Source organism: Bordetella petrii, from assembly GCF_000067205.1.
GTDB classification, from domain to species: Bacteria; Pseudomonadota; Gammaproteobacteria; order Burkholderiales; family Burkholderiaceae_B; genus Bordetella_A; species Bordetella_A petrii.
Genome location: NC_010170.1, coordinates 1,020,820 through 1,034,791, shown reverse-complemented (window position 1 = coordinate 1,034,791; position 13,972 = coordinate 1,020,820). Strand labels below are relative to the sequence as shown.

Here is a 13,972-nt window from a genome sequence, read left to right as displayed (position 1 = left end):
GATATGCCAGTCCTCACACCCACAGACCTGGCCGACCGGCTGAAGATCAGCCGCAGCAAGGCCCGCGCTCTCGCCGCGCCTGGCGGCCCTATCCCCTGCACAAGAATCGGCCGCCTCATCCGGTTTGATGAGGCCGACATCATGGAATACGAACAGCAATGTCGATCTATTACGATAAAGTGCGCCGTCGATATCGCTTTGAGTTCGACCAAGTTATCCACGGAAACCGGGTCAGAGCTACAAAGCTACTTCCGAAAGCTTGGAATCAAGCCCAAGCAGCGCAGTTCGACAGAGAAGAAAGCGGCCGTCTCTACGCGATAGCTCATGGAATCGAAAAGCAAATCCCGCTGATCGACACGGCGGTCAAGCATTATCTCGACAGCAAGAAGCACTTGAAGTCCCACATGCAAGCTGCGCGCCACCTTTTCGCGGCAGCTCCCTACTACGAAGGAAAGCGCATGGATGGGCTGGCTGATGTGGCAACCGAGATGGCAGAGAAGGAGTCCGGGAACTGGAAGCCAGCCACGATCAAGCAACGCATCGCCCTCATCCGGGCAGCATGCCGCCTGCTATGGAAGGACAAGCGGATGGATATGCAGGATCCGGCCGCCCACCTGACGATGCCGGAGGTAAAGAACGAGCGGCGAAACTACCTGACGCGGCCTGAAATGTTGAGGATGTGCCGCAAGATCAAGAACCGGCGTGCCAGGGCAATCCTGCTGATCGCGTTCTATTCCGGGATGAGGCGCGGCGAGATATGGTCTGCGGCAGTGGTTGGCGACAGGTTCATCCTGGCCGACACCAAGAACGGCGAGCCCAGGCAAGTCCCGATCATGCCAAAGGTGGCCCACTATGCCAGGAAGCACCTGCCCCCGGTCATCAGTTATCGGTCCCTGATGATCTGGCTGAAAAACGGCGCGAAGGCCATTGGACGACCGGATTTGACCCTGCATGACCTGCGGCATAGCACGGCCAGCAGCATGGTCAGGGCTGGGGTTCCTCTGTACACTGTAGGTAGAGTACTGGGCCACAAATCTACCGCGTCAACGGCGCGATATGCCCACCTGGGCACCGAAGATTTGCAGGCTGCCTTACAACAAATTTCCCCCAAGAAAACGACGAAAAGGGGTGTGGGGAAAATTTGACATTCGACGTGGTTTTGGCAGTGTTTCGGGCGTCAGTGGCGGATTTTCTTCATAGGGAAGCGCTGTTTATCCGTACAGCATTTAGGCATTGCAAATCCGTGTACGTCGGTTCGATTCCGGCTTGCGCCTCCATAGAACAACGCAGGAAGCAAAAGGCTCTCGGTAACCGAGAGCCTTTTTGTTTTCCGGTGACTTTCCGGCGCGCCCTGCCGGTACCTGCTTGCGGCCCCCACCGGTGTCAGGGCTCGATGTAGGCGGGCAACGGTCCGTAGGTGCCGCTGCTGGGCGCTGCGCTGGCAACAGGCTGCGACACTTGGGCGGTCGGCTTGGCCGTGGCCGGGCAGGTATGGCCGGTGGCTTCCCACGCGAGGCGGTTCTCGTCTTCGCCGAAACAGAAAAATCTCATGTCGGCCACCTCTTTGTAACCCAGCTTGTAGGCCGTGGCCGTGTCTTCGCGAGCGTTACAAGCGGAACTCTCGCTGGCCACGGAACCGCCTATGCCAAACCCGGTTACGCCCACGCCCATGGTATTGCTCTGGCCGCAATTGTTGGCGCCGCCGAACATGCTGGGTGCGATGTAGACGTTGGGCGTGGTGGAAATGCTCTGGTGTTCGCGCTGGGAAGATCCTTCGAACGTAATGTTGCCCATGCCCATCTGGGCCGACACTCCCACCTGGGCGGTACCCGACTGGGAACTGGAACTGGCGTTGCCGGTTGCGTTGGATGTCGCGTCGGCACCCGTCGTGATGGTCTGACCGTGCGCGCCGGCGGCGCATAAGGCCAATGCCAAAAATAATAGGCGTTTCATGATTATTCTCCTGGAATGAGGCCACCCCAATGCTGTCTGAAGACACATCCGCCACATAATCGTTTTATTCTAAAGCCTGTAACCATACGAATATTGCCAATTCATTTTATGGTTACTCTAAAACCACTTTTTGCCATTTTGTGAGGTTTCACAAACTATTTATTAAAAATAAATCGAGACGGCTTATTCCAAGAAACTGGCTGCTTTCAATACTCGTAAGGCCTGACCCGCGCAACTGAGCAGCCCGCCTCCGGCATTTGGGTGAAAACTATCTCGGGCGGCGCGTCCGGGCGGAACCGATTATCATTTGTCGTCATCGGATGGCGTTCCGTTCTGCTTGCCTCTGACCCGCAGCTCCAGCATGGCTTCGCCGTACGCCTGCTGTAGGGCCTTGATCTGTTTTTCATAAAATTCCTTTACATTCAACGGGTTGGATCTGAGCGCGTTTTCCAGCCCACGTTTCCCTTCTTCGACCCAGCGCTCTATCTCGGGCACAGGCAAATCGAAAGCCTCGCTGGCTTCTCGCACGCTGGTGCGGCCTTGGATAATATCCATGACCAGCACGCTCTTGCGCCTGACCGTCCACCGCTTGATTTCTTCGTCAAGTTTCTCGTCCATTACCAGCGCTCCTCAGGTGGGCCCTTTCCCGAGCAAACTTGCGATTAACTCGGAAGGAATGTAACTGCCGTTATTTAATGCAGTATTTCGCGGCCATATGATTGGCCGCCCCCTTGGACGGCCTGATAATAAGGACATCGGGTCGTCCGTTAAAAAATTAATATCAGGTTCAGCGATCAAGTTCTATCCAGTGCCAGCCGGGCTGCACAAAAGCGGGGCTGCCGGCATCCGGATAACTGGGCAACAGGCGAGTGCCGGCCAGCCAGTAGTCGCGCCACCGGTAGTCGCCGCCAGCCTGGGCCCGCGCGACGACGCTCGTGAAACCGCTGCCGCCTGCCGCGCGGCAATCCGGCGATGCGCTCTCGGCAAGAGAGAAGCCTTGTTCGGGCGGCGTGATCGTCGGAAAGGACAGGGCAAACTGCGGCATCTTCATGTCGGCGTCCCGCTCACAGACCGGCGCAAGCGAGGCCGGAGCAACCGGTCCCACCATCGCCGGCCCGGTCGCCGCGGAGGCCGGACGCAGCATTGCCGCGCAAGCCACAAAAGCCAGCAAAACCAGGCATAGCAAGGGTTTCATGAGAGTTCTCCTACGTGTGGGGAAGACCGTTCTTCCCCACACGACAGGTATCCGGACAGATGGGCTTACCAGGTCCAGCCGCCGAAACCGATGCTGCCAACGTTGCCGGTGGCGCCGCTGGTGTATTCACCTCCGGCCATGCCCGAGGTTCCACCCACCGCGAACCCGCTGGTGAAGCCGCCGCCCACCGACTGGTTGACGCTGGTGCCGTTGGCATAGGTCTGAGTCCCTTGGGGGGTCAGCGATACGCCGGAATTGGCGCTGGTCGTGCTGGTCGCCGTGGTGCCCTGCAAGGCGGAGCCGAAGCCGATCGAGCCGCTGCTGCTGGTCGCCTGCGAACCACCCTGGGTGCCGGACGTGGCGGCGCCGGTTCCACCGAATACGCCGATCGCAAAACCCGCCGCATGCGCCATACCCACGGAGCTGACGGCCAGGGCCACTGCCAATAGTGCTTTCTTCATGATGTATGCCTCCTGATATCTCGAGAAGCCGTCTCGAGGCGGTCCAACCCGGTTATCCGGGATTACGCCAATATCGATTTTTTCCATACCGCCGCAATGCCTCGGAATATCTTTTCCTTCAAATATGGTGTTTTCCTTTACTGGAAATCCCTTAACAAAAATCGCTCAATCCCGCTATTTCGGAAATTACGGGCAAACAGATCCCTTGCCCGGCTGAAAATGCCAGGATGGAAAATCGGCACTAGTATTTAATTCGGCCCCCGCCGGTGCGCCTTGGCGCACCGCCCATCTACTACCAACGGCCTATTTAATACTTACCCTGTTCGCCGCATAATCGAGCCGTGAAACCCACGACTGCAAACTTCTGACTAATCTCTGCAATTTCCACGTCTGCCCCGACGCTATCTGAAATTGCCTCCCCACTCCCTTTCATACTTGTCTGCACGGACTTCATTCTAGGCAGTTCCGATTCACAAAATTTACAGTTTGTGATTTTTCAAATTTTTTTTTGAAATCTTGCCTTGCCTGGTTCTGCGCTGAATCAGCAAGCACCGGCAGCGGGCGCTGGCCCACCAGCGAAAGGACGAGTCTCATGGACCCACGCATTCAATACTGCATAACGCAGATCGAACAGAAAATCCTGCATGAATCAACCGAACACTGTGTGCATGACGCGCTCATACAAGAACTGGCACACGAAATCCGGCTCAGCCGGTTCCACCTGACCCGGCTGTTCTTGAAGGACTTCCAGCATTCGCCTCGCGATTACATCCATCGCAACCTGATGGGGCGCTGCGCCCTGATGGTGGCGCATACGCGCCAGCCGCTCTTTTCAATAGCGATCGACATGGGTTTTTCGAGCCAGCAGGCATTCACGCGGGCCTTCACCCGCTATTGGGGAATTTCCCCCTGCCGGTTCCGACTGGCGCACGCCCGCTACATTGCCAAGATGAACGAGTCGGGCATGGTGGCCGCCGACCCTCATTGCCCGCCGGGCAACCAGGTTCGCGTCACGGTGCGCGAACTGCCGCCCACCCGCTTCTGGGCGGTACGCTACGAAGGCATGTCCAGTCAGAAATACGCTTGCTGGAACGACTTCCGCCGGCTGTTCGCACACCTGCGGTCGGACCTGCTCACCGGGCCGTTCTTCGGCCTGACCTACGACACGCCGATGTTCGTGCCCACGCCGTTCATGCGCTACTACTGCGGCGTGCAGGTTCCCCCCGGGTTCGGCCCCAAGCCCAAGGATGCTTTCGAGATCACCCTGCCCGGCGGCCGCATCGCCATGTGTGAAGCCCATTGCACGGCCGACGGCCTGCCGGCGCTGTACGCGAACCTGCTGGACCAGTGGCTGCCGCGCTCCGGCTATAGCCTGCGAGCCTCTTGCTTCGCCGAGCGCTTTGAAACCTTTCCCACGAATTGGGAGTTCAACCCTCGACGGGTACAATTAAATTGCTGGATTCAGTAATTATTAATGATAATTGATATTATTATGTAGCAAATCTATTGCTAATTCTATTATTTCAAGTTAAATTTTTTCACAAGCCGGCAACATGGGTTCCCGGCCATCCCGGGGCAGGCAGTCATGCCTGCCGCCGGTTTCGTCCATCGTCACCGCTTCTGACGCGCCCCAAGCAACAACTACAAACAGGGCATTGCGATCATCAAGGGAGAAGCAAACGTGTCGACCATCATCGTCATCGAATCACGGCCGTGGATACGGCAGGGCATTCTCCAGGCCACTGCGCAGGCCGCACCCGGCTGGCGCATTGACGGTTCCGCCTACCTCGACATGCCTGTCGAGCCGTGGCGCGAACAGGGATATGAATTGATGCTGCTGTCCGTGCTGGATCTGGACGACGTGCACCAGGCCGTGACCATGGCCAGGCTGACGTACATGCCCAAGGCCATTCTGCTGCTGGTCAGCAGCCGAGGGGTCGCGCCTTGGGCCAACGGCCTGCCGGCCGGCGTCGTGGGGTGCGTGCCCACCGATGCCCCCGCCGAAATGCTGCAGGCGTCGATCAGACTGGTGCTGGCCGGCGGCATGTTCTTTCCCGCGCAAGGCATCGGCAAGCGTGTGGCCGAACACCTCGAGGCGCCCTGCCAGCCTACGGCCGATACCGACGCGGCCGGTCCGGCGCCGCGCGAGCTTCACTTCCTGCACCATGAAAGCCAGGCGCTGGGGCTGACCCCGCGCCAGTATGAAGTGCTGGTGCTGCTGGCGCGCGGCTATACATTGAAAGCGATCGGGCGCGACCTGAACATTGCCGTCACCACAGCCAAGGTGCACGCGGAAACCGTGTACCAGCGCCTGCACGTGCACAATCGCACCGAAGCCGTCTATGCCGCCATCTCGCGCGGCGCGACGCTAGGCTGGCCCGCCATGGCGCGCGAAGCTGCCGCCAGCGTGTAGCGCATGCGCCCGGCGCGCGGGCATTCTGGTTAAATGGCGAGACGAACGCGGGCCGCCGGCCCGCGGCATCTTGCCGCTTACCCATGGATTCCTCCGTCAGAGCCGCCCTGGCCAAATGGCCCGATGTACCCGCCGTGTACGGCTGGCTGTCGCTGGACGAACGCGGGCGCTGGCGCCTGCATCCTGTGGGCGACGCCACCGGCGGCGGGCCTGGCGAATCCATCGAGAACACCCAGATCCTGGACTTCATCGGCCGCAATTACGATCATGACGACGCAGGCCGCTGGTTTTTCCAGAACGGCCCGCAGCGCGTGTACGTGCGCCTGGATGCCGCGCCGTTCCTGCTGCGCCGCGCCGACGACGGCGTCGGCCTGGTCACGCATACCGGCCGGACGGTGCGGGCGGTGACAGCCTGGCTGCTGGACGACACGGGGCGCCTGTACGCGCAGACCGATGCGGGGCCAGCCATGGTCGAAGGCCGCGAACTGCCCGCGCTGCTCGACTCGTTGCGCGATGTGCAGGGCCGGCCGCTGGCCGATGCGCTGGAATCGGCCGCCGCGGGCATATCGGTTTCGCACCCCGCCCTGGCGGCTCCCGCCCCGCTGTATCTCGACGTCGCGCAAGCCGACATTCCCGCCCGCCTGGCGTTCGTGGCCAACCCGCGCGCCTGAACGCGCCGCGCAACAGGCGGCCCGACTGCCGTTAGAATCGACGGCATGACCGCCCAATCGCCTCCGACGTATTTCCCAGCCCCGCGCCGGGCACGCTTCTGCAGCCAGTGCGGCTCCCCCATCAACCGCCGGGTGCCGGATGGCGACAATCGCGAACGCGACATATGCGACCACTGCGGCGCCATCCACTACCAGAATCCGCGCATGGTAGTAGGCACGGTGCCCGTCTGGGAAAACCGCATCCTGCTGTGCCGGCGCGCCATCGAACCTCGCTACGACACCTGGACCCTGCCGGCAGGCTTCATGGAGCTCGGGGAAAGCACCGCGCAAGGCGCGGCGCGCGAAACCCTGGAAGAATCGGGCGCGCGCATCGAGCTGGGTCCGTTGTTCACGATCATCGACGTGCCGCAGATAGAGCAGGTTCACCTGTTCTATCTGGCCCGCGCGCTGGATCCCGAGCTTGACCCCGGCCCGGAAAGCCTGGAGGCGCGCTACTACGACGAAGCCGACATCCCCTGGGAAGACCTGTCGTTCCGCACGGTAGCCACCACCCTGAAACAGTTCCTGGAAGACCGCCGCCGCGGCAGCTTCGGCACCCATCGATACACCCTCGAATCGCATCGCTGATCTTGAAGCTGCCCTGGTTATCCCCCGACACGCCATTCCCACCGGTCGAGCATGCTCTGTCCGACCCGGCAGGCCTGCTGGCGGCGGGCGCCGACTTGTCGCTGGAACGCCTGACCGCCGCATATTCCAACGGCATTTTTCCGTGGTACAGCGAAGGCGAGCCCATTCTGTGGTGGAGCCCCGATCCGCGCATGGTGCTGGCGTGCGCCGATTTCGCGCCGTCGCATTCGCTGCGCAAGCTTCTACGCCAGATCGCGCGCGAAGAATCCGCGCTGCTGCCGCGCGTGCAGGTGCGCGTCGACACCGAGTTCGACGCCGTGGTGGCGCAGTGCGCCGCGCCGCGCGACGGGCAGGCCGGTACCTGGATCACCGCGGACATGCAGCAGGCCTACCGCGCATGGCACGCGGCGGGCGTGGCGCACAGCGTCGAAACCTGGATCGACGGCGAACTGGCGGGCGGCCTGTACGGCATCAGCCTGGGCCGCATGTTCTTCGGCGAATCGATGTTCACCCGCGTGCCCGATGCCTCGAAAGTCGCGCTGGCCTATCTGGTGGCGTTCCTGCGGCGGGCCGGCGTCGAATGGATCGACTGCCAGCAACAGACGCGCCACCTGGCCAGCCTGGGCGCTCGGCCGGTGCCGCGCGCCCGCTTCGTCGAACACATTCGCCAGGCAATCGCCGGGCCTGCGCCCGCCTGGCAGTCGGGGCGCCTGGACAGCCAGGGCAGTCTGCACCCCGCCCCGGTGTCGACCTTGCTGTACTGACCCGCTTCGGCGTTAAGATGTAGCCATGTCCGCCGGGCCCGATTCCCTGGCGAGCCGCCCATGAGCCAGCTCAAAGAACTTCCTTTCGCCACCCTGCAGTTTTATTCCACTGCGCCCTACCCGTGCAGCTATCTGCCCGGGCAGCAGGCGCGGTCGCAGGTAGCCGCGCCGGGGCACCTGATCAACGCGGGCGCGTACTCGCAATTGGTGGAACAGGGGTTCCGGCGCAGCGGGCTGTTTACCTACCGGCCCCATTGCGACAATTGCCGGGCCTGTGTGCCGGTGCGCGTGGACACGGCTCGTTTCGCGCCCAACCGCAGCCAGCGGCGCGCATGGCGGGGACACCAGGGACTGCGCGCCTTCGTGGCGGAGCTGGCCTGGTCACCCGAACACTACGACCTGTACACCCGCTACCAGCAGGGCCGCCACCCCGGCGGCGGCATGGACGACGACAGCCGCACGCAGTACGCCCAGTTCCTGCTTACCAGCCGGGTCAACACGCGCCTGGTCGAATTCCGCGATGCCGAAGGCACGCTGGCCATGGTGTCGATCATTGACGTGCTCGACGACGGCCTGTCCTCGGTGTACACGTTCTATGACCCCGCCGCACGCGGCAGCCTGGGCACCTACAACGTGTTGTGGCAGATCGAGCAGTGCCGCACCCTGGACCTGCCCTGGCTGTACCTGGGCTACTGGATCCGCGACAGCCGCAAGATGGCCTACAAGTCAGGCTTCAAGCCGTTGCAGCTGTACCTGGACGGCGCCTGGCAAGCACCGCCGCCCGGCACGCTCTGACCCGCTCGCGGCGGCGCAAACTGGCTACAATTGCGCCCCATGTCCATCCTGTTCCAAGCCTACCCCCTCGCGCGCCCGGCCCTGTTCGCCATGGACGCGGAAACCGCCCATGAAGTCACGCTGGCCGGCCTGCAACGCGCCTACGATTGCGGGGCCACCCGCAGGCTGCTGCGCACGCGCCCGCAGGCGCCCGCCACCCTGATGGGGCTGGCGTTGGACAACCCCGTGGGGCTGGCCGCCGGCCTGGACAAGAACGGCGCCTATATCGACGCCCTGGGCAACCTGGGCTTCGGATTCGTCGAAGTCGGCACCGTTACGCCGCGGGCGCAGCCGGGCAACCCCAAGCCCCGCATGTTCCGCCTGCCGCGCGCCCAGGCGCTGATCAACCGCCTGGGCTTCAACAACCAGGGCCTGGACGCCTTCATCGCCAATGTGCAGCGCAGCCAGTGGCGCGCGCAAGGCGGCGTGCTGGGGCTGAATATCGGCAAAAATGCCGACACTCCTATCGAGCGCGCGGCCGACGACTACCTGCTGGGGCTGGAAGGCGTGTACCCGCACGCCGATTACGTCACCGTGAATATTTCGTCGCCCAACACGCAGAACCTGCGCGCCCTGCAGGGCGGCGATGAATTGTCGGCGCTGCTGGCGCAATTGCGCGACAAGCGCGCCGAACTGGCCGACCGCCACCAGCGCCACGTGCCGCTGGCCGTGAAAATCGCCCCCGACCTGAGCGAAGCGCAGATCGACGCCATCGCCGACATCCTGCCGCGCTACGGCGTCGATGGGGTCATTGCCACCAACACCACCCTGTCGCGCGATGCCGTGGCCGGGCAGCCCCATGCCAACGAGGCCGGCGGCCTGTCGGGCGCGCCGGTGCATGCGCTGTCGCTGGCCGTCATCGCCCGCCTGCGCCAGCGCATGGGGCCTGGCGCGGCCATCATCGGGGTGGGCGGCATTCTGTCAGGCCGCCAGGCCCGCGAGAAAATCGATGCGGGCGCCAACGCGGTGCAGCTGTATACCGGGCTGATCTACCGCGGGCCGGCGCTGGTAGGCGAATGCGCCAGCGCTATCAAAGCAGCCGGCAAATAAAAAAAGCCACCCCGGGGGGTGGCTAATTCCAGCTCTGCTCTGTCACTCAACAGTACTACAGTCTGGCCGGCGGCAACAGCCCCGGCCAGCCATATCAGGCTGCGCGGCGGCTGCGCGGCGCCTTGGTGGCGGCCTCGGCAGCGTCGGTGGCGGCCTTGAACGTGGCGTTCGCGGCGGCGTTCAGGTTCGACTCGGCGACTTCAGCAGCCTGCTTGGCGGCCTTGGTCAGCGATTCGTAGGCGCCGTTGGCGGTGGCCAGCGACGACTTCAGCAGCGCCACGGCGCTTTCCGAGCCAGTGGGGGCGCTTTTCGAAAACTGTTCGACGGCGTCGGCCACTTGCTGCTGGCCTTCGGCGATCTGGGCTTCGGCCAGCTTGGCCAGTTCGCCTTGCACGCCGGCGACGATGTCATACACATGCTTGCCGTAGGCCAGGGCCTTTTCGGCGCCCGGCTGCACCAGGGCGGTGGCGAACGCGGCGGCTTCCTGCGGGTCTTTGACGGCAATGGCCTGCTGCGAGGTCTGGGCGACTTCGTCCAGCGTCGCCTTGACCACCTTCAGGTTCAGGTCGACCAGCTTTTCGAAGCCGGCGAACAGGGTGGCCTGGGTGGCAGCCAGGGTATTCAGGGCGGATTTCTGGCGATCCAGAACTTGTTGCGGAATGGCGGTCATGTAGATCTCCGGTAGTGGGCCGGGGGCGTGCCGGCAGATAATGATGCTTCGCTAAGGGGTGCAAACGGCCCGGGAGCGGGTATTGCAAGCTGTCGCCGGCGCGTTTGTTGCACTGCACAAACCACATTTTACGGGCCTGGAGCCACCTGTCAAGCATTTTTGACGCGTCGCAACAATTACAGATTTGCGCCGCCGCAGGATCGGGGGAAATACCCGGTGACGGACCCCCTATTTGTTTTCTACACTGGCTGCCAGCTGATGACACTCCAAGAAAGGCTCATCAGCCCAAGTGAAAACACCGCCGCGCACCCTGCGGCACAGGAGACCTCATGACATTCATCCCCCGTACGCTTTCGGCATTGCTGGCCGCCGGCGCCCTGCTCGCAGCCGGCGCTGTCCACGCTGAATATCCGGAACGGGCCATCAACATGGTTGTCCCGTTCTCGGCGGGCGGCCCCACCGACAACGTGGCACGGTCGCTGGCCGAAGCCATGCGGCCCACCCTGGGCCAGTCCGTCGTGGTCGAAAACAAGACCGGCGCGGGCGGCACCATCGGCAGCTCGTTCGTGGCGCGCGCCGAACCCGACGGCTACACCGTGCTGCTGATGCACCTGGGCTTCACCACGGCGGCCTCGCTGTACAAGAACCCGGGCTACGATCCCTTCACCAGCTTCGAGCCGGTGGGCCTGGTGGTCGACGTTCCCATGACCATCATCGCCCGCGAAGACTTCCCGCCCAACAACATCAAAGAGCTGGTCGACTACGTCAAGGCCAATAAAGACAAGGTTTCGCTGGCCAACGCCGGCATCGGCGCCGCCAGCCACCTGTGCGGCACCATGCTGGTCGATGCCCTGGGCGTCGATCTGCTGACCGTTCCCTACAAGGGTACGGGCCCGGCCATGAACGACCTGCTGGGCAAGCAGGTCGACATGCTGTGCGACCAGACCACCAACACCACCCAGTACATCACCAGCCACAAGGTGAAGGCTTATGCCGTCACCAGCCTGAAGCGCGTGCCCACGCTGCCCGACCTGCCCACCATGGACGAATCGGGCTTCAAGGGCTTCCAAGTGGGTATCTGGCACGGCATGTGGGTACCGAAGGGCACGCCGCAGCCGGTCGTCGACAAGCTGGTCAAGGCCCTGCAGGCCGGCCTGGCCGATCCGAAGTTCAAGGAACGCATGGCGGGCCTGGGCGCCGAAGTGCTGAACGACGACGCCAACCCCAAGGCGCTCGAAGCCAAGGTCAAGCAGCAAGTGCCGCAGTGGGCCGAGCTGTTCAAGAAGGCTGGCGTACCGAAACAATAAAACCAATAATACCGGCCCTCGGGCCCCTGGAACCCCTGGCTTGCCAGGGGTTTTTTATTGTAGAGCGGCCGGATCGCCCGGTGTCAGGTTTGGCGGGTCTCGCCAGGTGTATGGCTCCGCAGGTGCCTGACACCGAAGCGTGCAGCGGCTGCCGCGACTACATGTGGTTTCAGGCACCTGCGGAGCCTGAAACCTGGCCCGAGGGGATTACGTGCGCACCGCGTGCGGCGCCAGGCCCTTGCCCGTGTGGTTGGCGGTAACCGTGGGCTCGTAGCCCAGGGCTTCGGAAATATTGCGGGCCGCCTCCACCAGGGCCTGTATCCATTCGTCTTGCAGGCGCTCGGACGGCGCCGAGATCGACAGGCCGGCCACCAGCTTGCCGGTGTCGTCGAAAATGCCGGCCGCGATGCAGCGCACGCCCATTTCGAGTTCTTCGTTGTCGCGCGCGTAGCCGTGCCGGCGCACCAAGGCCAGCTCGCGCTCGAGGCGTTCGAGATCGGTAAGGCTGTTGCGGGTGTGTCCGGCCAGCCCGGTGCGCAGCGCATAGGCGCGCACCTGGCGGCTGTCGATGGTGGACAGGAACAGCTTGCCGGTGGACGTGAGATGCAGCGGGGCCCGTCCGCCGATGGCGCGCACCACCTGCATGCCCGACCGCTCGCTCCAGGCTCGGTCGATATAGACGATTTCGTCGCCCTGCTGCACCGACAGGTTGATGGTCTGGCCGGTAAGCTTGTGCAGCGAACGCATGGCCGAAATGGCGGCCTCGCGCACGTTCAGGCGCCCTTTCACCAGCGAGCCGAGTTCGAGCAGGCGCATGCCCAGCTGGTACAGGCCGTTGTCGACGCGCTCGACATAGCGGCCCACGACCAGGTCGTTAAGGATGCGATGCGCCGTGGACGCGTGCAGCCCGGTGGTGGCGGACAGCTCTTTCAGGGTGACCGGGTCGGGGTGGGCCGCCAGCGCGTCGAGCAGGCGCATGGCGCGTTCGATGACCTGGATGGCAATAGGAGACTGGCCCGGGGCATGCTCGCTGTCCGAGCCCGGCGCGGTGGCTGACATGGTGGAAGTCACAATGGTTGGTTAACGCGGGTAACAGGTGCGCCCCCGGCGCGGCGACGGATGCCGCGGCGCACCATGAGGCTGATTTCCCGTATTGTGAAATCTTGCGGCCGATTTGGCAACCCGTTTCCCCCTCGGGCGCCCGCGGCGGCCGCGCTCAGGGGGCCAGCCGGCCGCCCAGCCGCTGCACTTCTTGCTGCAGGAATGCCAGCGCCTCGGCGGCCGGACCGGGGTCGCCCTTGACGCCCAATTCGATGTGCGGCGGGCCGCCTGCCTCGCCCACGCTGGGCAGGCTGAAAGCGCGCACCGCGGCCCAACGTTGCTCGATGACCTGCATCACCGGCGCGATGCGCGATTCGGGCATGCCGAACACCAGGAATGAGTGCTCGATGTGCGCCACCTGGTGATGCAGGGCAGCGTAGCGCGTGTCGAGCGTCCATTCGAGCATGGGCCAGGCCATGACCGGAAAACCCGGCACGAAGGTGTGATCGTGGATGAAAAAGCCCGGGATGCGGTTGTAGGGGTTGGGCACGATCTCGCTGCCGGCGGGGAACATGCCCATCTGCAGGCGGTGCTGGTTCTCGGGCGTGCTCATGTCGGGCGAGCCCTGCCCCTTGGCCACCATCTCGGCCACCCGCAGCACGATGGCCTGTTCGGCGTCGGGATGCAATTGCAGCGGCACATCGAGCGCGGCGGCGGCGGCCTGGCGGGTGTGGTCGTCGGGCGTGGCGCCGATGCCGCCGCACGACAGCACGATGTCGCCGGAGGCAAAGCTGCGGCGCAGGGCCGCGGTCAGCGCCGCGCGGTCATCGGGCAGGATTTCGACATGCGACAGCTGCAGGCCGCGCGCGGCCAGCAGCTCGACGACTTTGGCGAAGTGCTTGTCCTGGCGGCGACCGGACAGGATTTCATCGCCCACGATGATCAGGCCGATGCGGCGGGAAGTGGAAGCAGCCATGGTGTCTGGT

At 63.5% G+C, this 13,972-nt stretch carries 18 protein-coding genes; 10 read left to right on the top strand and 8 right to left on the bottom strand.

Annotated elements, in window-relative coordinates:
• Nucleotides 1-3: 3 nt before the first annotated feature.
• Together BPET_RS27525 and BPET_RS04750 are read left to right on the top strand one after the other, a co-directional pair.
• Nucleotides 4-321 carry a helix-turn-helix domain-containing protein gene (locus BPET_RS27525; protein WP_081482963.1) on the top strand — a complete coding sequence of 106 codons (318 nt, stop codon included), beginning with the start codon at nucleotides 4-6 and terminating at the stop codon, nucleotides 319-321.
• Entirely contained in the window at nucleotides 216-1,145 is a 930-nt protein-coding gene (locus BPET_RS04750; RefSeq protein ID WP_407921180.1) for a tyrosine-type recombinase/integrase, read from the top strand. The genes BPET_RS27525 and BPET_RS04750 overlap by 106 nt, the downstream gene beginning before the upstream one ends.
• 238 nt (nucleotides 1,146-1,383) lie before the next feature.
• On the opposite strand, the gene BPET_RS04745 is transcribed toward BPET_RS04750, so the two are convergent.
• The 5 genes from BPET_RS04745 to BPET_RS26885 form a co-directional block, all read right to left on the bottom strand.
• On the bottom strand, nucleotides 1,384-1,953 hold the full coding sequence (locus BPET_RS04745; protein WP_012247953.1) for a hypothetical protein: 570 nt from the start codon (nucleotides 1,951-1,953) through the stop codon (nucleotides 1,384-1,386).
• Between the two features lie 303 nt (nucleotides 1,954-2,256).
• A complete protein-coding gene (locus BPET_RS04740) occupies nucleotides 2,257-2,571 on the bottom strand; it encodes a DUF1153 domain-containing protein (protein WP_012247952.1) in 315 nt (104 codons plus the stop codon).
• 169 nt (nucleotides 2,572-2,740) lie between these two features.
• Complete coding sequence (locus BPET_RS04735; protein ID WP_012247951.1) at nucleotides 2,741-3,148, bottom strand: hypothetical protein; 408 nt, start codon at nucleotides 3,146-3,148, stop codon at nucleotides 2,741-2,743.
• Between the two features lie 65 nt (nucleotides 3,149-3,213).
• Nucleotides 3,214-3,609 carry a hypothetical protein gene (locus BPET_RS04730; protein WP_041862707.1) on the bottom strand — a complete coding sequence of 132 codons (396 nt, stop codon included), beginning with the start codon at nucleotides 3,607-3,609 and terminating at the stop codon, nucleotides 3,214-3,216.
• Nucleotides 3,610-4,059: 450 nt separating this feature from the next.
• Complete coding sequence (locus tag BPET_RS26885) at nucleotides 4,060-4,203, bottom strand: hypothetical protein (protein WP_158310070.1); 144 nt, start codon at nucleotides 4,201-4,203, stop codon at nucleotides 4,060-4,062.
• On the opposite strand from BPET_RS26885, the gene BPET_RS04725 reads away from it, so the two are divergent.
• The 7 genes from BPET_RS04725 to BPET_RS04695 all read left to right on the top strand — a co-directional run bounded on the left by BPET_RS04725 (nucleotide 4,202) and on the right by BPET_RS04695 (nucleotide 9,968).
• Nucleotides 4,202-5,077 (top strand): AraC family transcriptional regulator, encoded by an 876-nt coding sequence (locus BPET_RS04725; protein ID WP_012247949.1) that lies wholly within the window; start codon nucleotides 4,202-4,204, stop codon nucleotides 5,075-5,077. The genes BPET_RS26885 and BPET_RS04725 overlap by 2 nt on opposite strands.
• Before the next feature lie 213 nt (nucleotides 5,078-5,290).
• Complete coding sequence (locus BPET_RS04720) at nucleotides 5,291-6,022, top strand: helix-turn-helix transcriptional regulator (RefSeq protein ID WP_012247948.1); 732 nt, start codon at nucleotides 5,291-5,293, stop codon at nucleotides 6,020-6,022.
• An 83-nt stretch (nucleotides 6,023-6,105) separates the two neighbouring features.
• Nucleotides 6,106-6,693 carry a DUF2946 family protein gene (locus BPET_RS04715; protein ID WP_012247947.1) on the top strand — a complete coding sequence of 196 codons (588 nt, stop codon included), beginning with the start codon at nucleotides 6,106-6,108 and terminating at the stop codon, nucleotides 6,691-6,693.
• 45 nt (nucleotides 6,694-6,738) lie between these two features.
• Nucleotides 6,739-7,320 (top strand): NUDIX hydrolase, encoded by a 582-nt coding sequence (locus tag BPET_RS04710; RefSeq protein ID WP_012247946.1) that lies wholly within the window; start codon nucleotides 6,739-6,741, stop codon nucleotides 7,318-7,320.
• 2 nt (nucleotides 7,321-7,322) lie between these two features.
• Nucleotides 7,323-8,084, top strand: coding sequence for a leucyl/phenylalanyl-tRNA--protein transferase (gene aat / locus BPET_RS04705; protein ID WP_012247945.1), 762 nt, complete (start codon nucleotides 7,323-7,325; stop codon nucleotides 8,082-8,084).
• A gap of 60 nt (nucleotides 8,085-8,144) precedes the next feature.
• A complete protein-coding gene (locus tag BPET_RS04700) occupies nucleotides 8,145-8,879 on the top strand; it encodes an arginyltransferase (protein WP_012247944.1) in 735 nt (244 codons plus the stop codon).
• Between the two features lie 39 nt (nucleotides 8,880-8,918).
• A complete protein-coding gene (locus BPET_RS04695; RefSeq protein ID WP_012247943.1) occupies nucleotides 8,919-9,968 on the top strand; it encodes a quinone-dependent dihydroorotate dehydrogenase in 1,050 nt (349 codons plus the stop codon).
• Between the two features lie 94 nt (nucleotides 9,969-10,062).
• On the opposite strand, the gene phaP is transcribed toward BPET_RS04695, so the two are convergent.
• Nucleotides 10,063-10,638, bottom strand: coding sequence for a TIGR01841 family phasin (phaP, locus tag BPET_RS04690; protein WP_012247942.1), 576 nt, complete (start codon nucleotides 10,636-10,638; stop codon nucleotides 10,063-10,065).
• A gap of 329 nt (nucleotides 10,639-10,967) precedes the next feature.
• Between phaP and BPET_RS04685 the strand changes: the two genes are divergently transcribed.
• Nucleotides 10,968-11,945 carry a tripartite tricarboxylate transporter substrate binding protein BugD gene (locus BPET_RS04685; protein WP_012247941.1) on the top strand — a complete coding sequence of 326 codons (978 nt, stop codon included), beginning with the start codon at nucleotides 10,968-10,970 and terminating at the stop codon, nucleotides 11,943-11,945.
• Between the two features lie 207 nt (nucleotides 11,946-12,152).
• Here BPET_RS04685 and BPET_RS04680 read toward each other — a convergent pair whose 3' ends face one another.
• Both BPET_RS04680 and BPET_RS04675 read right to left on the bottom strand, forming a co-directional pair.
• On the bottom strand, nucleotides 12,153-13,004 hold the full coding sequence (locus BPET_RS04680) for an IclR family transcriptional regulator (protein WP_012247940.1): 852 nt from the start codon (nucleotides 13,002-13,004) through the stop codon (nucleotides 12,153-12,155).
• A 157-nt stretch (nucleotides 13,005-13,161) separates the two neighbouring features.
• On the bottom strand, nucleotides 13,162-13,962 hold the full coding sequence (locus tag BPET_RS04675; RefSeq protein WP_041862706.1) for a competence/damage-inducible protein A: 801 nt from the start codon (nucleotides 13,960-13,962) through the stop codon (nucleotides 13,162-13,164).
• Between the last annotated feature and the right edge of the window lie 10 nt (nucleotides 13,963-13,972).